At 43.0% G+C, this 24,061-nt stretch carries 20 protein-coding genes and 1 tRNA gene; 2 read left to right on the top strand and 19 right to left on the bottom strand.

The genetic code is table 11. From position 1 onward, the window contains the following. Nucleotides 1–12 precede the first annotated feature (12 nt). From BLR42_RS09865 to BLR42_RS09840, 6 genes are all read right to left on the bottom strand, one after another. Nucleotides 13–957 (bottom strand): CPBP family intramembrane glutamic endopeptidase, encoded by a 945-nt coding sequence (locus tag BLR42_RS09865; RefSeq protein WP_170832707.1) that lies wholly within the window; start codon nt 955–957, stop codon nt 13–15. Nucleotides 958–1,028: 71 nt separating this feature from the next. Continuing rightward, a tRNA-Pro gene (locus BLR42_RS09860) sits at nt 1,029–1,102 on the bottom strand. Between the two features lie 68 nt (nt 1,103–1,170). Further along, a complete protein-coding gene (locus BLR42_RS09855) occupies nt 1,171–2,289 on the bottom strand; it encodes a P-loop NTPase family protein (protein ID WP_091868645.1) in 1,119 nt (372 codons plus the stop codon). Between the two features lie 254 nt (nt 2,290–2,543). Beyond that, nucleotides 2,544–3,920, bottom strand: a complete 1,377-nt coding sequence (locus BLR42_RS09850) for a TrpB-like pyridoxal phosphate-dependent enzyme (RefSeq protein WP_091868644.1) — start codon at nt 3,918–3,920, stop codon at nt 2,544–2,546. 79 nt (nt 3,921–3,999) lie between these two features. Continuing rightward, entirely contained in the window at nt 4,000–4,191 is a 192-nt protein-coding gene (locus BLR42_RS09845; RefSeq protein WP_091868642.1) for a hypothetical protein, read from the bottom strand. A 46-nt stretch (nt 4,192–4,237) separates the two neighbouring features. Beyond that, a complete protein-coding gene (locus BLR42_RS09840) occupies nt 4,238–5,173 on the bottom strand; it encodes a hypothetical protein (protein ID WP_091868640.1) in 936 nt (311 codons plus the stop codon). A gap of 136 nt (nt 5,174–5,309) precedes the next feature. Between BLR42_RS09840 and BLR42_RS09835 the strand changes: the two genes are divergently transcribed. Then, a complete protein-coding gene (locus BLR42_RS09835) occupies nt 5,310–5,624 on the top strand; it encodes a helix-turn-helix domain-containing protein (protein WP_091868637.1) in 315 nt (104 codons plus the stop codon). A gap of 84 nt (nt 5,625–5,708) precedes the next feature. Here BLR42_RS09835 and BLR42_RS09830 read toward each other — a convergent pair whose 3' ends face one another. From BLR42_RS09830 to BLR42_RS09820, 3 genes are all read right to left on the bottom strand, one after another. Further along, complete coding sequence (locus tag BLR42_RS09830; protein ID WP_091868635.1) at nt 5,709–7,064, bottom strand: leucine-rich repeat domain-containing protein; 1,356 nt, start codon at nt 7,062–7,064, stop codon at nt 5,709–5,711. Between the two features lie 35 nt (nt 7,065–7,099). Then, nucleotides 7,100–8,632, bottom strand: coding sequence for a hypothetical protein (locus tag BLR42_RS09825; protein ID WP_091868633.1), 1,533 nt, complete (start codon nt 8,630–8,632; stop codon nt 7,100–7,102). 339 nt (nt 8,633–8,971) lie between these two features. Next, a complete protein-coding gene (locus BLR42_RS09820) occupies nt 8,972–9,481 on the bottom strand; it encodes a hypothetical protein (RefSeq protein ID WP_022762904.1) in 510 nt (169 codons plus the stop codon). Nucleotides 9,482–9,712: 231 nt separating this feature from the next. Here BLR42_RS09820 and BLR42_RS09815 point away from each other — a divergent pair, with 231 nt between their 5' ends. Further along, the gene (locus tag BLR42_RS09815) at nt 9,713–10,354 is read left to right on the top strand and encodes an Ig-like domain-containing protein (protein WP_022762903.1); all 642 of its coding nucleotides are present in this window, start codon (nt 9,713–9,715) and stop codon (nt 10,352–10,354) included. Between the two features lie 94 nt (nt 10,355–10,448). Here the strand turns inward: BLR42_RS09815 and larB are convergent, their stop codons facing one another. The 10 genes from larB to BLR42_RS09765 all read right to left on the bottom strand — a co-directional run bounded on the left by larB (nt 10,449) and on the right by BLR42_RS09765 (nt 24,007). Further along, entirely contained in the window at nt 10,449–11,201 is a 753-nt protein-coding gene (gene larB, locus BLR42_RS09810; protein ID WP_091868631.1) for a nickel pincer cofactor biosynthesis protein LarB, read from the bottom strand. Continuing rightward, nucleotides 11,194–12,549, bottom strand: coding sequence for an MATE family efflux transporter (locus BLR42_RS09805; protein ID WP_026499579.1), 1,356 nt, complete (start codon nt 12,547–12,549; stop codon nt 11,194–11,196). Before BLR42_RS09805 ends, larB begins: the two co-directional genes overlap by 8 nt. A 30-nt stretch (nt 12,550–12,579) precedes the next feature. Then, on the bottom strand, nt 12,580–13,437 hold the full coding sequence (larE, locus tag BLR42_RS09800; RefSeq protein ID WP_091868629.1) for an ATP-dependent sacrificial sulfur transferase LarE: 858 nt from the start codon (nt 13,435–13,437) through the stop codon (nt 12,580–12,582). Nucleotides 13,438–13,987: 550 nt separating this feature from the next. Further along, nucleotides 13,988–14,869, bottom strand: coding sequence for a DegV family protein (locus tag BLR42_RS09795; RefSeq protein WP_091868626.1), 882 nt, complete (start codon nt 14,867–14,869; stop codon nt 13,988–13,990). 80 nt (nt 14,870–14,949) lie between these two features. Next, nucleotides 14,950–17,361: an alpha-galactosidase gene (locus BLR42_RS09790; protein WP_091868624.1), complete on the bottom strand. Its 2,412-nt coding sequence runs from the start codon at nt 17,359–17,361 to the stop codon at nt 14,950–14,952. Continuing rightward, nucleotides 17,358–17,921 carry a TetR/AcrR family transcriptional regulator gene (locus BLR42_RS09785; protein WP_022762896.1) on the bottom strand — a complete coding sequence of 188 codons (564 nt, stop codon included), beginning with the start codon at nt 17,919–17,921 and terminating at the stop codon, nt 17,358–17,360. The genes BLR42_RS09790 and BLR42_RS09785 overlap by 4 nt, the downstream gene beginning before the upstream one ends. 13 nt (nt 17,922–17,934) lie before the next feature. Next, nucleotides 17,935–18,699 carry a response regulator gene (locus tag BLR42_RS09780; RefSeq protein WP_170832706.1) on the bottom strand — a complete coding sequence of 255 codons (765 nt, stop codon included), beginning with the start codon at nt 18,697–18,699 and terminating at the stop codon, nt 17,935–17,937. A gap of 52 nt (nt 18,700–18,751) precedes the next feature. Then, complete coding sequence (locus tag BLR42_RS09775) at nt 18,752–21,892, bottom strand: ATP-binding protein (RefSeq protein WP_170832705.1); 3,141 nt, start codon at nt 21,890–21,892, stop codon at nt 18,752–18,754. A 50-nt stretch (nt 21,893–21,942) separates the two neighbouring features. Next, entirely contained in the window at nt 21,943–22,284 is a 342-nt protein-coding gene (locus BLR42_RS09770; RefSeq protein ID WP_091868618.1) for an Hpt domain-containing protein, read from the bottom strand. Nucleotides 22,285–22,294: 10 nt separating this feature from the next. Further along, nucleotides 22,295–24,007: a two-component system response regulator gene (locus BLR42_RS09765; RefSeq protein ID WP_091868616.1), complete on the bottom strand. Its 1,713-nt coding sequence runs from the start codon at nt 24,005–24,007 to the stop codon at nt 22,295–22,297. Nucleotides 24,008–24,061: the final 54 nt, after the last annotated feature.

Here is a 24,061-nt window from a genome sequence, read left to right as displayed (position 1 = left end):
TTCCTATTGCTATCAGTTCATCATCATATAGGAGAATCCGATAACTCCCGCAACGCCAATAACTGTTGCGATAATAGCAGGAAGCGTAAATACAGGCGCGCTATCAGCCTGCTCGGAACCGTTCTTTTTGAAAATCGAATCAAACTCCTCTAAATTACCTTCATTCCTGGCAATTCCCCTCATAACAATCTTTGCAACAAATGAAAAAGCTATTGCAAGGAAAAAGAATACGATGGTGGGAACCAGCATGCTCTGTCTCTGCGATTCAGCAACTGCCGAAAGATCCTGCCCCATCGTATTAGCAGCAAGCATTGCGGCATAAACCAGGAGCATGTTGAAGGAGTTGTTAAGGAAATGCATGATCATGGATGTAATAATACTTCCGCTTGCAACATTTACAAAAGCAAAGATAACTCCAAGCACAAACGCATAGCAGAACTGGTTAAAGTTCAAATGAATGAGTCCGAAGAAAAGTGCGGAAATAAGCGCAGCTTTCACAATAGTAGACACTCTTTTATAAGTTCCGAAAAGCAGTCCTCTGAAAGCAAACTCTTCAATAAAAGGCGGAAGCAGCGAAACAACCATAATTGCAAAGCCTGCCGAACCGGATAACATACTGTTCGCGCTCTGAGCTACTGTGTTGGGCACAAAGAGCTGTGAAAAGAAATTAGCAAATACCCAAATCGGTGTGATAACGATATTGAGAACAATTGTCAGAAGTACGGTCGATATCTTGATCTTATGAAGACCCATGGCTTCTGTAAAAGACTGGCCGCTTTTAAATACATAAACAAGGACCGGAATAAGAAGTGCCGCTTCGCAGAGTACGGAGCCCCAAATTCCCACTTTAACGCCCTTCATAGCGATGAACGTTCCGCCAACGCTAACGATGATGTTAAGAAGAAGTACTACAAGAAAAACAATCCCCATATTTTTAGATTCTTGCTGTTTTGTCATATTCATCCCTCCCTAAACTTTTTGTCATATAGAAAAAAAGACTTTGGAAGCATTTCCAAAGTCCTAAGTAGTCGGAGTGGCGGGACTCGAACTCGCGGCCTCTACCTCCCTAAGATAGCGCGCTAACCAACTGCGCTACACCCCGGCGACAAATGGTATCTTATCACGTCACGGGGAGAAAAGCAACTACTATTTTTAATTTTTATAATTTTTTTAATCGTCACACCATATTTCTATGAATCTGTCAAATCTTGGAAGCTTTGGTTCCAGGTAGCCTCTCTTGTCAGCAGAAAAGAAATGCTTGTCAATCAGGCGGTCTTTGTATGTATTATAAGTGTCCGGATTAGACATATACGCTTTTGTATCTTTTGCTTTTCCGGTCTTTCCCTTATAAAAACTTCTTATAAAATCCTGTTCCTTATCAGTCAGTTCAGGCCAATCAAGATTATAAGATTTAAACAGAGTTCTCTCATAGTCAGGAATCAGATCTTCGAGTGTTTCTGATTCATTTTTATTAAAATATAACGATCCCAACACTTGATATGCATACGCATAGCCAAGAGTCATGTCATATAGTCTCTTAGCCTCTAAAGCATCCACGCCAAGATATTTTTCGTAGTTATTTGCGATATCAAATTTATCCAACGGCTTAACTTCTCTCGTGTCTCCTCGTCTGAAAAATGACAGACTTTTGGAAACTGCCTCGCTCCTTGGATCTTTCTTGCTAATTGTAAAAAACTCCTCAATGTTCTTCGAAAGTCCACTCACAACCAGGTACACCCGTCTGCCCCTGTTAAACATGGTTCCCAATATAGAAAGGAGTTCTACTGTGCTTTCCGTTCTGGAAATATCATCTATCATAACGAGGACATTGCGATTTTTCTTGTTTGCCTTGGCAATCATGCTTGCCAGAGTTGCCTCCTTATCATAAAAAACATTATTCTCGGCATAGGTTTTGGTTACTTCTATGCTTCCCTTTCCGGATATAATAGGAATGCCCCCTTCGGCAGTTGCACTCGCTTTTATGGATGTTTCTGTCTTTTTTTCGTTTATGAAATCTTCCTGACTAAGATATGAAATGAGCGTTGTTACCCCACTTCCCTCTGCTGCGAGAGGATAGACAAGCCAGTTTTCATCCTTCTCAAGCGTCTGCAGAACCTTACCATATTCTACAGACTTCCCCGAGCCTCTGAGTCCGGTTATCTTATATACGAACTTTGACGATTCACTGCTCTTAAAATTTGTAATGATTTCATCTGCTATACCACAGTCGATATAGGGCTTTCCCGCAACTCCCGGTGTCAGAGTGAATGGATCAATTTTAACAGCCATAATCTCTCCTATCTTTTTACTATTATTATTTATATTTTCTATTATTTACTATTTTTGTATATTATTTTCTTATTTTTTCTCTTTTTTACTATTTTATTCTCTTTTTTTCTATTGGTCAAATAATTTTACGCTTTTTAGCGTGTGATTCGCCTTTCTCTAGATGAGGGTCATAGCATGTAAAACACACAAAAAATCCACCCTGTAGAGTCTCCTACAAGGTGGATATATAACCTCTTAAACATGGAATGTACTTTTTAATCTACTTTGGGCAGCTTGGCGAAACTAGCCTCCAGCTCTGCGTCTGTCGGGATGTAGTCGGACATCTCGCCGTCGTTGAACTTCTGGTATGCCACCATATCGAAATAGCCGGTTCCGGTAAGGCCGAAAAGAATTGTCTTCTCCTCGCCTGTTTCCTTGCACTTAAGAGCCTCATCGATAGCGGCCCTGATAGCATGGCTACTCTCAGGTGCGGGAAGGATACCTTCAACTCTTGCAAACTGCTCTGCTGCCTCGAATACTGAGGTCTGCTCTACGGATATTGCCTCCATGTAACCATCATGATAGAGCTGTGACAAAACGGGGCTCATGCCGTGATAGCGAAGTCCACCGGCGTGGTTTGCGGAAGGAATGAAGTTGCTTCCGAGTGTGTACATCTTAGCAAGAGGACATACCATTCCTGTGTCGCAGAAATCGTAAGCAAATTTTCCTCTTGTAAAGCTCGGGCAGCTTGCGGGCTCAACAGCAACTATTCTGTAGTCCTGCTCTCCTCTGAGCTTCTCTCCCATGAAGGGTGAGATGAGACCACCGAGGTTTGATCCGCCTCCTGCACAGCCGATGACAACGTCGGGCTTGATGCCGTATTTATCAAGGGCAGCTTTTGCCTCAAGACCTATTACAGACTGATGTAAGAGCACCTGGTTCAGAACGCTTCCAAGAACATATCTGTAGCCTTCAGTTTTGGTTGCTACTTCTACAGCCTCTGAAATTGCACATCCAAGGCTTCCTGTGGTTCCGGGATGCTCAGCATTTATTTTTCTTCCGATCTCGGTATCCATTGAAGGTGAAGGTGTTACGCTTGCGCCGTAGGTGCGCATAACTTCGCGTCTGAAGGGTTTCTGCTCATAGGATACCTTTACCATGTAGACCTTGCAGTCGATGCCAAGGTATGCAGATGCCATGGAAAGAGCTGTTCCCCACTGACCTGCGCCGGTCTCGGTGGTCACGCCCTTAAGGCCCTGCTGTTTTGCATAATATGCCTGAACAATCGCGGAATTGAGCTTGTGGCTTCCGCTGGTATTGTTACCCTCGAATTTGTAGTAGATCTTAGCAGGTGTATCGAGCGCCTTCTCAAGACAGTAAGCCCTAACCAGGGGTGACGGTCTGTACATCTTATAGAAGTCCTGGATCTCCTGCGGAATATCGATATAAGCTGTAGTATCGTCAAGCTCCTGCTTTATAAGCTCATCACAGAATACCGGGCGAAGCTCATCAAAACTCATGGGATTAAGGGTTCCGGGATTAAGGAGCGGAGCCGGCTTATTTTTCATATCTGCTCTGACGTTGTACCACTGCTTCGGGATTTCATCCTCACTAAGATAGATTTTATAAGGGATTTTTGCTTCATTGCTCATGACTGTTTCTCCTTTGTCGATTCTTCAACACTTTAAACCATTAAAGCACAGTCGGAGATGTACAGTCAAGAGCGGAATTTCATAAGGCGTCCTTAAGCAAAGCATCTATCTCCTCTTCAGAATATCCAAAATTTACGGAAATATCATGAGCTATCTCATCATCGGTCATTCCTTTACTATAATATCTTCGAATTATCTTAATAGCTGTTTCTTTTTTCACCTTCTCTGTAAGCTCTTTATCATGAATTCTCTGTCTATCCCATTCCTTCATATATGCTCTGGTTACCTCCCATGTGAGCAAATTAATCAGACATGTATTATTTTGAATATGAAAGTGCTTCCTTAAGTAAATCTGCAATCTCTTCTTCGGAAAAGCCGAAAATACGCGAAATATAAGCAACTATCTCATCATCGGTCATTCCTTTACTATGATCATCTTGGATAATGTTAATAGCTGTTTCTTTTTTCACCTTCTCTGTAAGCTCTTTATCATGAATCCTCTGTCTATCCCATTCCTTCATATATGCTCTGGTTACCTCCGATTTCTTCTTAACGGAACTAACAATCTCATCGAGCCGTATAAGGTCGTTATCGGGCTCTGAATCGATCTCACCTTCTACAATATATTTTACCAACTCTGAGACAGATTTGCTATGCAGTTTATCTCCGGGAATGTTGTTTTTCCCGCCTCCGTAGAAGAAGTAATTTATCCTTCCATCGTCGTAGTCGATATCCGGATGTGATACCAAAGTCGTTCTTACTTCATAGTACATATCTCCTGCGCCGAACGGATCAAAGGATAAAAAGGTAATCGACACATAGTCCGACAGTTCATCGTAGTCCTTACCCTCATTAAAAATCTTTGCATCAGTAAGAGCAGAATAGAATCTATGCCTCTTAGGCAGTGATTTCCTGTCAGCTTTGCGATTTTCCATCTCCAGGTCATAGGCAACGGAAGATGCTTTTGGAGCATTCTCTCCTTCCGCATTTTTAGCCTTAACGAGAGCATCCAGCCTTATACCATGATTCCCCTTATCTATCCCCATAAAAGTCTTCTGCGGTGTTACATCATCGACCACCACCTTAAATCCCATAACCTTGCTGATGATGATACTTGCAACTTCCTTGGCCCGCTCCTCATCTTCCATCAAATAATTAAAAAAGAAGTCCGACAGAACATTCATCCCCTGAACTATGCTCTGCGCTTCCTCGAACGTAATATGATCCTGTAATAAATCTCCCACTTGTGTCATATGTCCTCCCTGACCTAAATAGTATTGCTTGTCCTGTGTATTCTATTGGTATATCATGTATATTATATTGATATACTAAGCTTGTCAATACTATTGATATATATTATATACTATCAGAATATGGAGGCATGTAATTATGAATGCAAATTACGGTGAGAAAATCAAAATGTTAAGGACCCAAATGGGCTTAACCCAGCATCAGGTAGCAGAAAACTTGCAGGTAACTCCCGGTTATATCAGCAACGTTGAAAATGGCAGAACTGCCATGTCTCTCAGGATTCTGATGTATTATGCACAGTTCATGGGTGTAACGCTGGATTCGCTGGTGGGTCAGCTTGAGCCTGAGTATCAGGCATCAGCTATTGATACCGAGTTGATGCAGCTGATATCTAAGATGGATCTTGAATCTAAAAAGAAGCTTTTGGAAATACTTAAGATATGTAATAGATAGTAACAAAAAGACCCCGGAGGGGAAATCCCTCCGGAGCCGTATTAAATTAAACTCTCTTGAATGTCACAATACTTAAATCAAATATTAGTCCTGCTCAACGATCTTAGCTTTCTTTCCGCCAGCCTTCTTAATCTTCTTGGAAGCACTCTTAAATACCTTACTGGAAGATGCTTCAACGTTTATGACATTCTTTTTCTTAAACTTCTTGAATGCGCCTGCGCCATAGGTCTTAACCTTATCACCGTTTACTGTGAGTTCCTTGCACTTTACGCAGCCTGCGAATGCAGCAGCACCAATCTGCTCAACATCTGTTTCGGAGATATCAAGGCTTGTGAGCTTCTTGCAGTTCTCAAATGCAGAAGCGCCAATCTTCTTGGTCTGCTTAGGCATAGTTACGGATACGATTGATGTGCCCTTGAAAGCTCCGTCAGCGATCTCAACAACGTCGTATTCTACATTATTGATCTTTACTGCGCTAGGGATAACAGGCTTATTTGTAGCCTTAACCATTCCTGCATAGGCAACTTCATGAGCGTTCAGAATCTTGTATTGTGCTTCGCCGTAATCGTCGGTTACTACCGTTCCTATAGCATCACTAATGCAGAAGTGATATACATTCCACATCATGGTACCATCTGTAGCCGTCTTAAACCTAGCCCAAACATCTACTTGTCCGGGTGCTTTAGCAGTAAATGTTTTTGATGTTTTATCAAAGGATGCTCGTGACCCTGAATAAACATTTCCTGCATCATCCCACTTTGCATCAGTTCCAAAATCAACATCAAAATTAGCATTATCAAATTGTACGTATGTCTGGTCTAGCGGTGTACCTTTTCTTGTAGCAGGAGGAGGCGCAATTGTATAAGTCTCGCCAACAGCAAGATCAATATCTTCCGGAATCAGATAATCATTAACCGGTGTCTTCGCAACTTTCACATAACCACGTATAGTCTCAGTATTAACAGTTCCGTTCTGATCTGTCCAATCAAATTTAGCTGAAATTGTTACATAATTATCATTACTTGATGAAACACCAGTAACAACACCATTTGCTACCGTAGCAACAGCCGGATTACTAGATGTCCAATCTTTACAATCAGCTAATGAAAGATGTTTAACTGTAGTTGTAATACCATTAGTTGACATAACATCTAAATCACTATTTATATATTTTGTATCTGTATTAATTGTATCTCGAGTGGTTGTTTCAACTGTGCCATATACAATAGCTGTTCTCGACTCACCAATCCCAATAGTCTCTGAAGTATCACCCGCATGATAAGGATCACTCTCACCTACAAGGTGTTCAAAATCCAAATATCCTAGGCCATCATAGCTAACTGTTGTTATAACCTGCGCGGATACGGGAACCGCAGTAGTGAAAACTGCTGCTATGGCCATTGCACCTGCCATGCCCAGTGCTATAATTTTTTTATTCATATATTAACCTCCATTATAGACGCTCATAATATTACTTAATACTTCTTAATTCTCTTATAGATCTCATATTCATAATCTTCGTATTTTTTATCTATCTTGTTATATACAGTGACCTTTATTCTTGTAGGAGCACGATTCGCAGCATTTTGTGAATTAATTATTGAGCTCTCTGACTTATTCTGATTAGCGTTTGCGTTATTGTAGGTCTCAGAATCAATATCTGTTTGATTCGTATAATCAGGAAGCTTACCTAATGTAATCTTCTTATTATTTTTTACTGTCTTATACCTAAACATGACAGCGCTTTCTCGCATACCGTCAATTGTATCATCATAATCGCCGTCGCCATTTAAATCTACCGGATGAGCCCCTGTGGTTTCGATGGCTTTAGTTTTTGAATAAGTAGCATCAGCTGTAGAATAATTATCTTCTCCATAATGAGGATCCATACTGCTATCCCATTTATACTTTTCAAGAACACCTACCTGAATTCTTACAAGATTATAATTTTTTCCAGTTTTAACCTTAAGCTTTCCGGCTTTCTTTGTTGTATACTCATAAAATGTATTTATATCCTTACCCTTATAAATGTACTTATTGTCCGTTTTACCTATAGTATCACCCTGCTCAAGGCTCTTTCCTGCAAAAGTAATACTCTCGATTGCTTTATCCTTGGTTGATACTACAGTAACTTTAGCAGAACCGGTCTTAGTCCCATTTACATCATAAATGTCAAAGCTTATAACAGCCTTTCCAACCTTTTTTCCAAATACTCTTATCGAGATTATTGCACTGGATGCATTAACCTTTGTATCTGCGCTGGGAACATAAATATTCTCGCCGGATCCATTATTTGCTACATAGTAAAAGCCCTTATCATCTTTATTAATATCCTTAATCTTTGTTGTTTTATTTACCCATGTATCTCCAAGTCTGGCTTGAACCACCTTCTTATTACTGGACTTAATATTTCGAATTTCTACATTACCTCCATCCAGTAAAATACCTATATCATCAAAATCACCGGTATGTACGGTAATTTTTGAATCAATATAATTAGGTGTTTCAGTAAGACGATTGCCTCCAGAAAGATCATCTTCGTTATAAGCCATCTCACCTGTAATAGTATTCTTATACTCAGTGTAGGTAAACTTTAGGATGCATGTAGTTGATTTATTATCAGCGGCCGGATCATTTGTAGAAGTAGAAGTGTATCCTCCACTTGCATACTTAAAATAGTTATGTATCGTTTTTGCCGGTGTAACACTCGTATCAATTACGTCAATACGTTTGTTCCAACTTGTTTCTGTACCAGCAACAGCAATACCCTGGGCAACAGCATTATTCCATGCTGCAAGCTCAGCCTTATTAGCATTCCAACCGCCTGCAGTACCATCGCCATTATCAGTTCCTGTTACAGTTATTGTCTTTTCATACTTATCAATTACTGTTCCAGCTCCCTTATTATAATCATGCCACTGTTCTGCCTTAACACCAACCGGAGTCAGCAATGTAAAGGACAGTGCAACCGCGAGTGCAGCCGCACCAATTCTAGAGAGTTTCATCATATAAATTACCTCCACTCATAAAAAATTTTGTTTACGGTTTTTCGTAACCGAGGTTTCGTGACATTTTCCATTCTAACATCTTGAATTATTTAGTCAATTCGCTCAACCATGCATTTTTTTGACATTTTATGAAGTTTATAAAATGTTTATAATTACGTTTATATGAAAAGTTCAGTAATGACATAGTTTTTCAACTCGCCAATCATAATCATATAATAAGAGCACATTACAATAATTTATAATTATAATATTTATATAACTATTACATTGTTTACAATAAAAAAAGATGGTCACATTTAAGGCAAACATGACCATCTATAAACGCATATTTTCATTTCTTTACAGTCCCTGCATCATATCAATGATAATGCGGAGTTCGTTTAGAGTTACTGTCTCATCTCCTACCGTAAGTTCATCCTCCTCGTCGTATTTCTCTGAGAGGTAATCAAGGAACTCCCACATGTTCTCATAGCTGTCAGGATCTTCGATTATAAACGTCTCACCGCTTACGGTGATTGTGCCATCGTCCGCAAGGTCCTTTCTGATGACCTCCATTATTTCTTCGGCTCGATCGGGTGAGATGGCATCCGGGATACCTGCCAGAGGTGTGTCCTCATCGCCAATGAATGTGGTTAAATCTCCTTCTGCTAAGGTAGTCTCCGGAACATTCTGATCTTTCCAGGTGTTTCCGACTTTTTTGAAGGAAAATAGCACCTCAGCATCCTCACCGATCTCAGGATCGGGATCCAGCGTTATTCCGACATCCATATTTTTCTTGTTCATCCCCCCGCAGGCTGTAAGAGTAAGCACCGCCGTAAGGACAAGTAATCCACTTAAAATTCTCCTCATACCAGACTCCTTTTTGACTTTCCTTAGTATTAGTCTGTCCTTTAGACCTAAACCTATTGTAAAACACAAAAATAAAGCCACATTTATGCGAATGTTAATGGCTTCTTAAAAGTTTATAAAAAGAGTCTGAAGTTTGAATTTTTATTTAAAAATATTTGTTTTGATAATTAATATTCGAATTTGTGATACAATATAGAGGCAACAATTTTCCAAAGGAAAGGAGAGATTAGTATGAAATTAGTTTCAAAAATCAGAAGGGTTGTCTTTTCACCCCTCGCACTTATAATGGCAGCTGTCATCATATTGTCCGGTGTTCCGGTAAACCATGTAAGTGCAGCATCTTCCGTAACTGTTAAGCTTGGAAGCAACAAATCAGTAAGCCTTAAGAAGGGCACCAAGAAGCAGATCATTGCAAAGAAGGGCAGCAAGACTTTAGGCAAGAAGGCTGTTAAGTATTCTTCAAGCAAGAGTTCGGTAGCAAGCGTAAGTGCAACCGGACTTATCACAGCTAAGAAGGCCGGCACAGCTAAGATCACTGTTAAGAAGGGTTCAAAGAAGTCTGTTATCACAGTTAAGGTTACAAGTAAATCGGATGATGATGATGACGATGACGACGATGATGATGACGACAAGAAAATAACCGGCATCTATCTCACAGAATCCGAGATCAGACTTAAGGTTGGCTTCTCAAAAGAGCTTTCCTGCAAGACAGCTCCCAACAACAAAGTAACCAAGGCTAGCTGGGATGTTGAAGATGAGTCCGTTGCAGTTTATGAGAACGGCAAGGTTGTAGCTAAGAGCGTAGGCGAGACAATTATTTATGCTCGCGCATACGGCAAGGTAACTGCCTGCAAGGTTATCGTATACGAATAAAAAATAACTGAATAAGATAAGGGCGCACCTAATCGGTGCACATATGAAAAGCCGCCAAGCAAGGCGGCTTTTCTTTTTTATATAGATGGGTTTGTCACTCGATATGATTTATCATAGATGCCAGATACCCGGCACCGAAACCGTTATCAATATTGACTACGCTGACTCCGCTGGCGCAGGAATTGAGCATAGAAAGAAGCGCCGAAACTCCGTTAAAGGAAGCTCCGTATCCGACACTGGTTGGCACTCCGATCACAGGGCAGTCAGCAAGTCCGCCGATGACGCTTGCGAGGGCGCCTTCCATTCCTGCTATCGCGATGATGACTCTTGCACTCATGATTTCATCCATGTGACCAAGTAGTCTATGAAGTCCCGCAACACCCACGTCGTAGAGTCTTACAACTTCGTTTCCGTAAACTTCAGCAGTCTTTGCGGCTTCCTCTGCCACCGGGATATCGCTTGTGCCGCCGGTCGCAACCACAATCTTTCCCTTTCCGTCTTTTTCAGGAAGCTCTCCCACTATTCCGATATGGCTAAGAGGATCGTATTCAAAATCTTCTATATTAATCTTAAGAAGAGTCGCTGCCTCCTCCTTCATCCTTGTTATGAGGACGGTCTTTTGCCCATGCTCTCTTAATTTGTTCGTGATATCAAGCACCTGCTGCGGAGTTTTCCCGGCGCCGTATATTACTTCAGCTGCGCCTTGTCTTAAGCCCCTGTGAAAATCGGGCTTGGCGAACCCCATGTCCTCGTAGGGAGCTTCTTTAAGTTTTAAAAGTGCTTCGTCAACTTTAGTTTCTCCTGATGCCACCTGCTGCAGAAGTTTTTCCATCTCTTTTTTATCCATTACTAATCTTTCCTCTCAAAATATTCCTAGTGTAGTAAAATGCCGGGAACAAAAATACGTCAGCAAGAATCCATGCCAGCGGACTGGCAAGGCAGATTCCCGTATATCCTATCACCGGTACAAGAAATAGTGATGCCGCTGCTCTTGCAATCATCTCACACACTCCGGCAAGGATAGCCAGCATACTGAAGCCCATGCCCTGTATAAGGAATCTGACAACATTGACAAATACAAGCGGTATGTAGAACAGGCTGTTCCAGATAAGATATGTATGTGCGTAATCAAGAACAGCACTTTCACCCGCGCTCATAAACAGCATTGCAAAGTATCTTCCAAAGAAATACAGAACTCCGAAGGCGATAACCGAGTAAATACAGCCGAGAATGCCTGCTGCCCACATACCTTTTGAAAGTCTGTCAATTTTTCCTGCACCCACGTTCTGACCGCCATAGGTCGACATCGTGGATCCCAGCGCATCAAAGGGGCAACAGAAGAACATTCCCACCTTGCCCGCTGTGGTAACCGCTGCCACAATGTCAGCTCCCTGACTGTTGACCGCAACCTGCAGCAGCACACTTCCAATAGCTGTGATCGAGTACTGCAGTCCCATCGGAATTCCCATGTTGAAAAGCTTGAAAACATGGTGCCTCTCCAGTGTAAGGTCGCGCTTTGTAATATGAAGAATGTCCACACTTTTCACAATAAAAACAAGGCACATAATTCCCGAGATAAGCTGGGATAAAACCGTAGCCAGCGCCGCCCCTGTAACGCCAAGTCCGAATACTATTATAAATAGAAGATCCAGCCCTATGTTGATGAAGGATGCAATCACCAGAAACATAACCGGATGCTTGCTATCCCCGACTGCTCTGAGTACGCCCGAGAGCAGGTTGTACATATATATAACCGGTATCCCGATGAATATCACGACAATATATCCATAGGCGTGCTCCATTACTTCATCCGGCGTGTTCATGAGAATGAGTATCTTTTTACAGAAAATGGTTGAAAGGAAAGTCATTATCACAGCCAATATGCTGCATAGGACAATGGCATTTCCCAGATATCTTTTCAGGCCGTTAAAATCCCTTGCTCCGAAGGTCTGCGCTATCGGTATGGAAAATCCTGCAGATACTCCCATGCAGAATCCTATGATCATGAAGTTGATGGAACCGGTGCTGCCCACGCCTGCAAGGGCATATTTTCCCAAGAACTTACCTACAATCATGGTATCCACCACATTGTAGAACTGCTGAAAAAGCATTCCCATAAGCATGGGCACGGCAAATCCCAGAATAAGTTTCATGGGAGATCCGTTTGTTAAATCTTTTGTAGCTGCTTTTTGCATATTATAACCTCGTTCATAGGTTTAGTATCTTTATAGGAGCGGGGATGTATCATAGTTTAGTATCTCGTTCATGCTCCCTGTTCTGTAGCCTTGAAGATCGAGAGATACATAGGAGAAACCGAGTGCTTTTATCCTTTTGAAAATTGTTTGCCTCGTCTCATCTTCAAGAAGCTTTTTTATCTCGTCTTCAGGAACTTCTATCCTCGCCATGTCGCCATGAACTCTGCATCTTGCCTGTGAAAAGCCGCTTCCGAAAAGTATCTCCTCGGCTGCACCTGCCATCTTTATCTTTTCTTCGGTTATCTCCTCGCCGTAGACAAATCTTGTAGCAAGACATGCAAAGGATGGCTTCGACCAGGTGGGAAGTCCGAGCCTTTTTGAAAGAATCCTGATTTCTTCTTTTGTAAGACCCGCCTCTTTCAACGGACTTTTGACCTTCAATTCCTCTATTGCTTTCATACCCGGCCTGTAATCTGTAGTATCATCAGCATTTGATCCTTCAGCAATAGTAGTTATTCCAAGCCTTTTTGCCTCTTCTATAATTGATGAGAAAATCACCTTCTTACAAAGGTAACATCTGTCCGGAGGGTTATTCGCAAAGCCCTCTATTTTCATCTGGTCAACACTGACTATCACCTGTTTGATGTCATTTTTCTCGCAGAAATCCTCCGACTCCTTGTGCTCTCTTTCAGGGAAGGAAATGGATTTTGCAGTGATGGCAACAACATTGTTTTCAGGTGTCTTGCTTGCTGTTTTAGCTTGAAGGACGTCCGCCGCCACCTTAAGAAGAAATGTGGAATCCACACCTCCAGAAAATGCCACTGCCAGAGTGTTGTAGCTATGGATGATATCTTTTAGTTTTTGGTATTTCTGATCTATATTTTCCATGTTGGTCTCTTTATGTCCGCACAAATTCGATTGAGCTCAATAATATGTTATTAAACAATTATCTCACAATATAAATACCTACGGAAGTGAGTTAGAGAATTCTTTATAAAGATATTAGTTTTTTTGACGTAATTTCGATAACCGTAAATCTAATCTCTCATTTTTCTATTTTAGACTTACGTTTTTTAGGAATTTGACAATATGGCGTTAATATTTTATCTTTACAACGATGATATGTTGCATTCGCAGGCCTTTTTCCACAAATTTCATTCTTAATATTGATAATTGGTAAATCCATTTTAGCAAAATTGAAAATTTGACTTACGCCTTTATAGAATATTCTAAATTACAAACAAAATAATTCTAAAATACGTCCATAGCAAGAGGCAATATCCTTAATACCAGAAACAACACCCTTAATACTAGAAACAACACCCTTAAAGCAAGGATTATTATCTAAAACAAGAATAATCATCTAATACAAGAACAATCCCCTATAACAAAAATAATGCCCTATGACAACTCAAAGATGTCATAGAGCATTTTTAATTCAATCTTCTCTCTTATTGCCCCAGAAGAAAAGAGCAATCGTACCGGGGCCGGTGTGGCTTCCAATAGTGGTGCCGATGTCATAGACCTCAATTCGTCCCTTCACTCCGGGGATCAGGGCCTCGACTTCCTTTATGAGCTGATCGGCGTCGCCTCTGCAAGCGGACTGTGATATATAGCACTTGCCATTATACTTGTCGCCATACAGGGCGTTCTCCAGCATTTTCTTCGCACAAGCCTTGATAACTGCGGGCTTTCCGCGAAGCTTCTGTCTGGCGATAAGGCGTCCCTGATTATCCACGTTGAGAAGCGGACAAATCTTTAGCGCACCGCCAAACCAGCCTGCTGCCTTTGAAACACGGCCGCCCCTTACAAGATATGTAAGGTCGGTTGTGAAGAACCAGTGGTTAAGTTCAAGCCTGTGCTCAAGTACCCAGTTCTTAAGCTCGTCTATGGTCATTCCGGCGTCGCGCTTATCAGCGATGGTATCCATTAAAAGTCCGTAGCCCGATGATGCTGCCAGGGAATCTATGATATATATCTTCCTCTCAGGATATTTCTCTCTGAGCTCATCAGCTGCAATATTAGCTGAGTTAATGGTTCCGGAAATTCCGGAGCTGAGCGTCAGGTGGATGATATCTTTACCTTCCTCAAGGAATGGCGTAAAGTGATTAATATATTCATCAACATTTATCTGGGATGTTTTGGTCATCGCTCCCTTTGCCATAGCGTTATAAAAATCCTCTATAGGAAACTCACCATCATCCAGGTATGGTTTGCCGTCAATTTCAAAATGAAATTTGGCAACTTCTAAATCCCTCTTTTTGAAATGATCGAGGGTAAGATCGGCTGTTGAACAACAGCTGATAACGTAATCAGCCATAATATTCCTCCCTTATAAAACTACTAAAAGGTATCATATAAGAGGCAATTTTTCAAGGAAACGATTTGAGGAAGGTTAGTTTATTCCACCCTCGCAAAAACGTAGAGGCGGGCGTCACCGGTTCTGAACATGCGGGTGTCCTCGCCGTAGCCGGTTCCGCCGTAGTCGGGATTTAGACGAACTCCGCAGGAGTTCAGCATGCTTCCTGTCGCAACGGCTTCGTCCTTCTCGCCGTTCATCTTGTAATGTCTTGCAATTATGCCGTGGATGATTCCGTCCTGTTTTACATGAATGGGAGCCATGGTATTTATGAGGCTTCCGAAGGCCTTGATGTTGACGCTGACCTGTCTGTTTGCAACCTCATAAACCGCATCCTCATCGAGTCCCATAGTCTTAAGCGCAAGATAATCATTGTTGGGTCTTGACTCTTTCTGGAAAATCAGAGCAACCGCGGCCGACTTATCCTTTGAAACCACCATGAAACGGTACTTATCAAGTCTGTAGAAGTCTCCGAACTGGAATACCTTTCTCCACTTTTTATAGAACTCAACCTGATCTGCCACCTGCTTTCTCTGCTGCTCGGAGAGCTCGCCAAGATTCAGTTCGTAGCCAAAGCACCCGAAAGCAGCCACCGAGAATCTGGTCTCAAGCGGCACGGTGTGAAGCGTCTGATGATTGGGAACAGCGGACACATGCGCACCCTGCGTGTTTGCGGGATAGCCGTAGCTGTAGCCTCTCTGGACGTCCATGCGGCAGACTGCATCGGTATCGTCACTTGCCCATATCTGAGGGAAAAAGCTAAGGATACCAAGGTCAAACCTGTTACCACCTGCTGAGCAGCCTTCAAAAAGGATTTCGGGAAACTTCTTAGTAAGTGTTCCCATAATCCTGTAAAGACCGATGTAATATCTGTGCTGGAACTCCTTCATTCTCTCAGCCGGAATTTCAAGTGAGAATCTGTCTGAGAAAATTCTGTTCATATCCCACTTAATATAGGAAATGTTAGCTGAGGAGAACACTTTTGACAGCGCATCGATGATATAGTCCTGCACATCGGTTCTGGTGAGATCCAGTATCATCTGCGTTCTTCCAACTGAGTGAGATCTTCCCGGAATTCTTACCGCCCACTCGGGATGCGCTCTGAACAGATCTGAGTCCTCGTTCACCATCTCGGGCTCAACCCAGAGTCCGAATTTCATGCCCATTGCATTTATCTTTTCAGCAAGACCGCCAAGCCCATCAGGGAGCTTCTTGGTGTTGACTGTCCAGTCTCCGAGTCCTGCGTGATCGTCATTTCTTTTACCGAACCATCCGTCATCCAGGACGAACAGCTCTATACCTGCCTTTGAAGCCTCCTTTGCAATCTTAAGAAGACTATTCTGATTAAAATTGAAATAGGTAGCTTCCCAGTTATTAATAAGAATCGGTCTCTCCTTATCGCGCCAAGCTCCGCGCACGATGTGCTTTCTTACGAAGTCGTGCATGCTGCGGCTCATTCCGCCAAAGCCTATGCCGGAATATGTCATGACAGCCTCCGGAGCTTCAAACTTCTCGCCGGCTTCCAGCAGCCACTCAAAGCCAGTGGGCTGAATTCCGCTGACAAACCTTGAAAGGAATGTGCCGTTTGAAGAAAGGGAGCTGTAGTGATTTCCGCTGTATACCAGATTAAATCCGTAGCAGTCACCGGCAGTCTCGGTAGTATCAGGCATGCTTACCATTGTAAAAGGATTGCTTCTGCTTCCGGATTCACCGGCAGAGAGTTCCTCGTTAACAACTTTTCCCGCATTGCAGACTGAGACCGTCTGTCCCATCTCATCTGCCCAGCGCCCGTGGAAGCTTGTCAGCTGATATCCGCTTTGCTGAAAATCAATCTGATTTGAAAGAAGCCTGTCCACCTTCACTTTTGCATTTCCGTCATTTATCAGAACTGCGCTTCTTGTGATGGTATCGCACTCGGGATAAACTTTGTAGATCATCTTAAGTCTGATATCGTAGCCGGTGTCCTTAAGAGTAATCGTGAGCTGCTGCGCGTGGTCCTTCTCCCCCGGAGCTGCCTTATCACTATCATCGTAAGAACTCGGAAGCGTCTCAAGGCTACCAAGTTCGTCCGATATCTCAGCACTTTCGAATAAAAAGTCGCAAGTGGAGGAGCCATCCTCGAAGGTCAGTTCCACCAAAGGTTCTCTTATGTCACCCTTACCAAAGCCCGACATCTCAAGCGGCATAACCTCGAGGCAGAGAGGATAACTCTCCTTCGAGTAAACAACCATGTTGCCGCCCTCGTTTTTGTGCTTAATCTCAAGAACTTTTGCCATGTCTGACAAAAGTCCTTCCTCTGCGCTCTCGTTTTTTATAAACTTCTCATACTGCATATCAGAGATGAGCGAGGCGCCGTAATGTATGTGTTCTATATGCCCCGAAGGCAGCACCTGCATAAAGTAGCTGCTGCCTTTCGTCTGTAGTAAAAATATGTTGCCATTCCTTAAAATCATCTTACGCAAATTCCTCTCATTATTATGTCTATCATTACTTTAAGGGCGTCGTCATAGCTTGTGTTGCCCTCAATAAGCACATTTGAGCTGAGGAACCTCTCAATTGAGGCCTCTGTCATCGCTTTAATTACGGGAATCGGAAGCGGTCTGATAACGCCTTCGCGGATTCCTTTTTCAATAAGCATTATGGTGTCTTCCCAGTCGTTCTCAAGTCTGTTCTGAACCTTCACGTAAATCTTGGGATACTTTTCTTTAAGTGTAAATACCATGCGAAAATCGACATCCCTGTACTTGTCAGGCATGCAGATCATTATCTTCTCAATCTGTTCAATGGTGGAAAGAGACTTGTCGGCAAGAACCTCCGCCTCCTTCTCCTTAATATTATCAAAACAGTAGTCAACAAGTGAATCGAATATTTTTTCCTTGTCATCAAATTCCTTGTAGATTGTCTTCTTACTCATGTGGAGATCGCTGGCAACATCATCCATTGTGAATTTTGAGCCCTTTTTCTTGAACTCCGAAAGAACAGCCTCAAGTATCTTAATTTTTGTATCGTTCATAATCCCTCCTATGCTATTTTAGCTTATTTGTCCCGTCAAAAAAATCCTCTATTGATTTAAGCAGTTCATTCTTTGGCATATTTTTTAAAAGATAACCATTGGGTTTTAGCCCAACCACTTTCATCACGCTCTCCCTGTCTCCCTTGCCGGTAAGGAAAATAATCGGCGTATTATAAAGTCTCTCATCGCTTCTTATCATCTCAAGAACCAGCGGTCCGGGTGTCACAGGCATCTCGTAATCCAAAAGAATCAGATCCGGCATGTTCGTCGCAAGGTAAGTAATTGCCTGGGTTCCGGAGCTTACTATCGTAACTCTGTATTTTTCCTCAAGCCAGTTCTTTGCAAGCTTTAAAAATGTCGGGTCATCGTCAACGAGGAGGATATTCCGCCTCTTTGCCATCTCATTGTTGAGCTTACAGAGATCGCGCATTCTCTCCGAAACCTGCTTCATGTCGACAGGTCTGCTAAACTTCTCCGCTATGGAGTCTGCAGACAGGACAGCACTGACGCTCTCGTACTCCACTTCGTCTCCGATCATGCACAGAATCTTGTTTTTCTCAAGACAGATATCCCGAAGATATATGAGAACATCCGGAATCTCATCGACAAATTTTCCCAGATAGAACAGGAAAACATCCGGCCCGTCTCTGTATTTATCGAGTTCATCCACAACCGGCTCACATTTTACAACCTCCAGCCCCGCGTCCTTAAGATTTCTCGACAGGGCATCTATCATAAAAGTTGAGCCGCTACTTATAAGAAGAATTCTGTTATCCATATCTTCCTCCATTTTCAAGTAGCCTACGAATCAATTACTTATTTATACGCATTTAAAGAAGTCTATTTATCTCATCCCAATCCGCATTTGCAACAGCTTTCTGCAATGCTGTGAAAAACTCCCTATGCCCTTTGGGAACTCGATAGCCTTTTACAGTTTCCATTATATAATTAATACTGTCATAGTCAAAGGTTCCGGCGATTTCTTTTAAAGTATTTTTTAATTCCGTAACGGCATCCTCTTCCATAAGAGGAAGGTCGTCCGAAGAATTGTCCTCCGCTCCATCATCTCCAGAGAAGAAGGCTTCCCGAAGTTCCCTGTACATCTTAAGAAGCTCCGGTGTGTCCCTTTTTATCCTGTCAATATCCACGGCATCGCCTGCTGCCTCTAGAGCCTCAGCCAGCGCCGAGAGCTTTTCTGCTCCGATAATTCGCGCTGAGCTCTTAAGGGCATGAACCTTGATGGTGTAGTTTTTAATGTCCTCATCTTCAAGAAATTGCTCTATCGCTTCGTAGTTATCATCCATGGAGTCCTTGAAGGTTTGGGCCGCCTGCACGAAGTTCTCCGCAGAACCGCAGTTTTTCATTCCGGTCTTTACATCGATAGGCGCTTCCTTAAGCCAGCCCGGAAGCTCTTTTTCCTCATCGTCAAAATTATCCTTATCGCTCGAAGACGCTACCATGCAAACCTTATCCTCCGGCAGATACAATACCATCATAGCCTCCAGTTTTTCTGCCATGATGGGCTTTGTCATATAGTCATTAAAACCGGCCTCGATATACATATCCCTCGCCCCCGAGATCGCATTGGCTGTAAGACTTATGGCAGGCGTATTCCGGTTAGGATTATCCTCCTCACTCTTTAGCTTTGTAAGAGTCTCTATTCCGTCCATAATGGGCATTCTGTGATCGAGGAAAATGAGATCATATTTCTTCAGCCTTGTCTTCTCAAGGCATTCCTCACCACTCTCTGCCGTGTCAATCTGCACCAGGGTTTTCTTAAGGAGTCCCTCAACCACAGTAAGATTCATGGGTGTATCGTCGACCACAAGAACTTTTGCCTCAGGCGCAGTAAATTTCTCGTGATACTTTTCCTTATCGATAACAGCCCTCTTGTAGGCATCCATGTAATCGCCGATGGGCTCATCCTTTATTACCTTCTGAGTGATCGTAAATGAAAACTCCGAGCCCTCACCGTATTTACTTTGAACCTCGAGCCTGCTGCCCATAAGAGCAAGCAGCCTCTTCGTTATGTTAAGACCAAGTCCGGTTCCTTCGATGGTCCTGTTTCTGACCTCGTCAACTCGCTGGAAGGCATGGAAAAGTCTCTCAATATCCTCTTCCTTAATACCTATTCCGGTATCCTTAACCCGGACTGTGAGATCAATCAAATCCTCTGCGATTTTTTCATAGGTCACGATAAATGATACGCTGCCCCTCTCCGTATATTTGACAGCGTTGGTGAGAATATTCGTTATAGCCTGCTTGATTCTGATCTCATCTCCGAAAAGCACGCTCGGAAGATTCCTGTCCACATCTACTACAAGTTCGATACCCTTAGCCGTGATCCTTGGTATGATCATGTGCACAAGGTCATTAACAAGTGATGAAAAATCGTAGTCCACGGGAACGATGTCCATTTTTCCTGCTTCAATCTTGGAAAAATCGAGGATGTCATTGATAAGTCCAAGAAGTGTATTGCCTGCAGACTTGATATTCTGCGCATACTCCACTATCTCAGGATCTTTGCACTCGCGAAGAATCATCTCATCCATTCCCAGCACAGCATTTATAGGTGTCCTGATCTCATGAGACATATTTGATAAAAACGCAGACTTAGCTTCATTTGCAGCCTCTGCCTCGTGTACAGCCTCAACAAGCTCACCTGTCATAGCCTTCAGGAAATGGGCAAGTCTTGCCGAAAGTGGAATCAGCCCCTCCCTCTGTGCAAGGTCATTCCGCTTGTCGTTTATAGGCTTGTAGGTCGCCTCCCCTCCAAGTCCTTCTCTCATTCCGATAGCAACAAGCGCAGAGTTTAACAGTCCGCCTTTTCCGTTAAAGCGATAAATTTCACCCATACCAAGGCAGAGCACAGGTTTCTCATAGCGTCCCTCTGCATAGTAGTCTATCTCAAGATGATAATCATCCTGAAGGAAGTTAAGTCTGTTGCCGCAGATGATAAGATTAAGATATTCTGCACCAAAGGCCCTCATTCTCTCTGCCCCGGCCTTTGTTCCTTCAAGGATCCTGTCATATTGTCCAAATGAAAAGCGCACCTTCTCACCCTCAAGGATATCCGCTTCGAGGTAAAGCTCACCATTTTTCCCAAGTGTAGCAGGTGTTCTTCCTATGGTGATTCCGTCACGCTCCACCACAAGCGGAAATTCACCGATATTCATGACAAAATTCTTATTCTCATTTACTCCAAGATATTTCTTATAAACTTCAGCCGGCTTTACTCCGTCAAGACTTGTTGCAACAATAAGCCCCTTACTGAAATCCGTCGAGACCTCTATATCCATGGTTCTTCCTATAGGTTCCCACCCAAAGAGATAATCCACATAGGTATAGAGCTCTTTCCCGTGAAAAATGGCTATTGCCGCACCTCTGCCCATCTCTTCACCTGCTATTACAAAGGTATCCTCCTTGTTAATAGCGGAAAAATAGCCGTCTGTACTTTCTCTTTTATTCACCCCTGCTATCGCACCGTATATCGGAATATCCGGGAGTTCCTTGGAGAGCTCTCTTATAAGCACAGGCGATGGCGCACTTCTGCCTGCAAGAAGGATCTGAACCCCCTTGGCATATTCTATATTTCGTATAAATTCTGCTACTTTATGGGCATATTCAGATGCAACATCCAATATTTCTTTGTTGTCCTTATACACATCTGCGAAGTAACTGAGTACTGTAACGGCGGCGTTTTTCATCAGTGTAAAGGACAGCACAATTCCCTTCTCGATGTGATAAAGCGCATAAACCGTAGGAATCGAGGACATCCCGACAACTTTAAAATTCGGAAAAGAAACAGCAAGTTCCTTAAGAACCGCCTTTATCTCTTCCTCATCTATATTTCCAACCTGCATTTCAATCAGGCCAGAGTTATACTCATGTGATTCAAACTCCATCTTGATAAACGGAGCTTTCTTCTTGAGGTCATCCAGACTCTCAATGATTATATTCTTTTGAAACATGGGCATTCCTCATTTTGCTACATGGAATCAATCGCCGGGAATCTCTATGTTTATTCAATCATCTCTGCAAGCCTGTCTCTCTCTGCAATAACTTTTGTGATATATTCCGTGTAGTCCATGTCTTTGCCGGCACGAAGGAGCTCGGTCATCTCACTTGCAGGCTCATAGATAGGAGTAAGTGCAAGGTTTCCCAGTACCCCCTTAAGGGCATGAGCTGCCTCGAAGGCTGCCGGTATGTCCTTTTTTTCCAGAAGTTCCTGAAGCTCCTCATAGCGCTCGCGCTCCAGTGCTTCAGGGATGAGATCAAGATAAAATTCCTCATCGTCAAGGCATCTTGCAAGTCCTTCCTTTGTGTCGGCTCCAAACTCGTTAAGTATGTCAATTGTTAGCATTTTATACCTCCTATGCCAGTGCTTCTTCAACTTCGCGTGCCAGTTCCTCGTTTTCCTTCTCGATCAGTTTTTCGAATTCAGGTCCTGCGCAGGGCATCGAGAAGTAGAAGCCCTGGATTACATCGCAGCCTGCTTTTTTCAGAAGGTCGTATTGTTCCCTGGTCTCGACGCCCTCGGCGACAACCTTGACCTTGAGGGATCTGGCTACGTCCATCATCAGCTCCACCATCTTCATGTCCTTGTTGCCCTCATGAATGTTTTTAACAAATTGCATATCGAGCTTCAGGATATCGATAGGGAGCGAAGTAATCATGTTCAGTGAAGAATAACCTGTTCCGAAGTCGTCCATTTCAATGGCGAAGCCTCTTTCGCGAAGTCCCTTCACAACCTTTATGATCTGATCCGAGTTCTCGGTGTAGGCCGACTCGGTTATCTCGAGGTTCAGCATTCCCGGGGATATCCAGTTGTTCTGGACCACAGTGAAAATCTCTTCCTCGAGGTCCGGCGCTCCGATATCAACTCGGGATACATTCACTGATACGGGAATCTTGAGATCGTATTTGACCATCCATTCACCGATTTGTTTTGAAACCTCATCCCAAACATAGTGATCAAGTTTGTGAATTAGTCCGTTTTCCTCAAAAAGCGGAATGAATTTGTCAGGTCTAAGAAGCCCCAGTTCCGGATGCTCCCATCGTACCAGAGCCTCTGCGCTGTACAGGGAATCTCTCTCACCCTGTATTGCATACTTTGGCTGATAGTAAATCTTGAACTGTCCTTCTTCGATCCCGGCCTCCATATCGTTAATGAGACGCTCATTCAGTGTCTCCTTTTCATTCATTTCCTCGTCATAAACCGCAAGCTTCTCGTTATAACTACCGCGTATGCTGTTGCAGGCTACTCTCGCTCTGTCAAAGCGGTGTTCAACGGACAGGTCTCTGTTTACCTTTTTATAAACTCCCATCCTGAGGTAAACTCTGGAGTTATTGAGCAGGTCCTGAAGTCCCTCCTCTATTTTGCCTAGGAGTTCTGTCGGATCCGATCCGCTCGGAAGATAGAGCATGAATTCATCAGCTCCGCCTCTTCCTGCGATTCCACCCTTTTCCTCTGAGATGCGCTTTGCACTGTCCGCAATTTTTATAAGGACGTCGTCGCCCGCACGCCTTCCCTGTAGTTCGTTTATCAGGTGGAATCTGTTGATATTAAGGACTATGGCGTCCATGTCGTGATTGTTATAATGCAAATCTCTGAAATGGGAATATTCCATGAAAAAGTCATGGGTAAGAAGCCCCGTCAGTGAGTCATTCTGGGTCGCATGAATAAGACCTCTGCCCTCTCTGAATTCGATGGCTCTGTCAATTCTGGCTTTTATGACCGCAGGATGATCATAGGGCTTTGTTATGAAATCAGCGGCTCCAAGCTGAAAGCATTTGATTTCGGCTTGTTTTTCGGATGTACATACTATCACCGGGATGAGCTTTAATACTTTGTCCTCCCGCATAAATTCAAGCACTTCGAAGCCGTCCATATCGGGCATCATAAGGTCGAGCAGCACAAGCGAAAGGGTATCGCTGTTATCCCTTATAAGCTCAATTGCTTCGACGCCATCCCTGGCAAAAATGCCTTCATAATCTTTTTTGATTATGTTTTCAAGGATTTTCCGATTTATCGGTTCATCCTCAACAATGAGTATTTTTCTTTTTACATCAAGTCCACTATCCATAGTGTTTCCCCCGAACTGCACACATATTACCGATAACACTATTCTACCATGATA

The sequence above is a fragment of the Butyrivibrio sp. INlla16 genome (assembly GCF_900104155.1).
Classification (GTDB): Bacteria; Bacillota; Clostridia; order Lachnospirales; family Lachnospiraceae; genus Butyrivibrio.
This window is presented reverse-complemented; position numbering and strand designations above follow the sequence as displayed.

Excerpts from the sequence above, each read along its gene's own strand:
- BLR42_RS09865 (WP_170832707.1), bottom strand. The coding sequence starts at position 957 with ATGACAAAACAGCAAGAATCTAAAAATATGGGGATTGTTTTTCTTGTA.
- BLR42_RS09855 (WP_091868645.1), bottom strand. The coding sequence starts at position 2,289 with ATGGCTGTTAAAATTGATCCATTCACTCTGACACCGGGAGTTGCGGGA.
- BLR42_RS09850 (WP_091868644.1), bottom strand. The coding sequence starts at position 3,920 with ATGAGCAATGAAGCAAAAATCCCTTATAAAATCTATCTTAGTGAGGAT.
- BLR42_RS09845 (WP_091868642.1), bottom strand. The coding sequence starts at position 4,191 with ATGAAGGAATGGGATAGACAGAGAATTCATGATAAAGAGCTTACAGAG.
- BLR42_RS09840 (WP_091868640.1), bottom strand. The coding sequence starts at position 5,173 with ATGACACAAGTGGGAGATTTATTACAGGATCATATTACGTTCGAGGAA.
- BLR42_RS09835 (WP_091868637.1), top strand. The coding sequence starts at position 5,310 with ATGAATGCAAATTACGGTGAGAAAATCAAAATGTTAAGGACCCAAATG.
- BLR42_RS09830 (WP_091868635.1), bottom strand. The coding sequence starts at position 7,064 with ATGAATAAAAAAATTATAGCACTGGGCATGGCAGGTGCAATGGCCATA.
- BLR42_RS09825 (WP_091868633.1), bottom strand. The coding sequence starts at position 8,632 with ATGATGAAACTCTCTAGAATTGGTGCGGCTGCACTCGCGGTTGCACTG.
- BLR42_RS09820 (WP_022762904.1), bottom strand. The coding sequence starts at position 9,481 with ATGAGGAGAATTTTAAGTGGATTACTTGTCCTTACGGCGGTGCTTACT.
- BLR42_RS09815 (WP_022762903.1), top strand. The coding sequence starts at position 9,713 with ATGAAATTAGTTTCAAAAATCAGAAGGGTTGTCTTTTCACCCCTCGCA.
- larB (WP_091868631.1), bottom strand. The coding sequence starts at position 11,201 with ATGGATAAAAAAGAGATGGAAAAACTTCTGCAGCAGGTGGCATCAGGA.
- BLR42_RS09805 (WP_026499579.1), bottom strand. The coding sequence starts at position 12,549 with ATGCAAAAAGCAGCTACAAAAGATTTAACAAACGGATCTCCCATGAAA.
- larE (WP_091868629.1), bottom strand. The coding sequence starts at position 13,437 with ATGGAAAATATAGATCAGAAATACCAAAAACTAAAAGATATCATCCAT.
- BLR42_RS09795 (WP_091868626.1), bottom strand. The coding sequence starts at position 14,869 with ATGGCTGATTACGTTATCAGCTGTTGTTCAACAGCCGATCTTACCCTC.
- BLR42_RS09790 (WP_091868624.1), bottom strand. The coding sequence starts at position 17,361 with ATGATTTTAAGGAATGGCAACATATTTTTACTACAGACGAAAGGCAGC.
- BLR42_RS09785 (WP_022762896.1), bottom strand. The coding sequence starts at position 17,921 with ATGAACGATACAAAAATTAAGATACTTGAGGCTGTTCTTTCGGAGTTC.
- BLR42_RS09780 (WP_170832706.1), bottom strand. The coding sequence starts at position 18,699 with ATGGATAACAGAATTCTTCTTATAAGTAGCGGCTCAACTTTTATGATA.
- BLR42_RS09775 (WP_170832705.1), bottom strand. The coding sequence starts at position 21,892 with ATGTTTCAAAAGAATATAATCATTGAGAGTCTGGATGACCTCAAGAAG.
- BLR42_RS09770 (WP_091868618.1), bottom strand. The coding sequence starts at position 22,284 with ATGCTAACAATTGACATACTTAACGAGTTTGGAGCCGACACAAAGGAA.
- BLR42_RS09765 (WP_091868616.1), bottom strand. The coding sequence starts at position 24,007 with ATGGATAGTGGACTTGATGTAAAAAGAAAAATACTCATTGTTGAGGAT.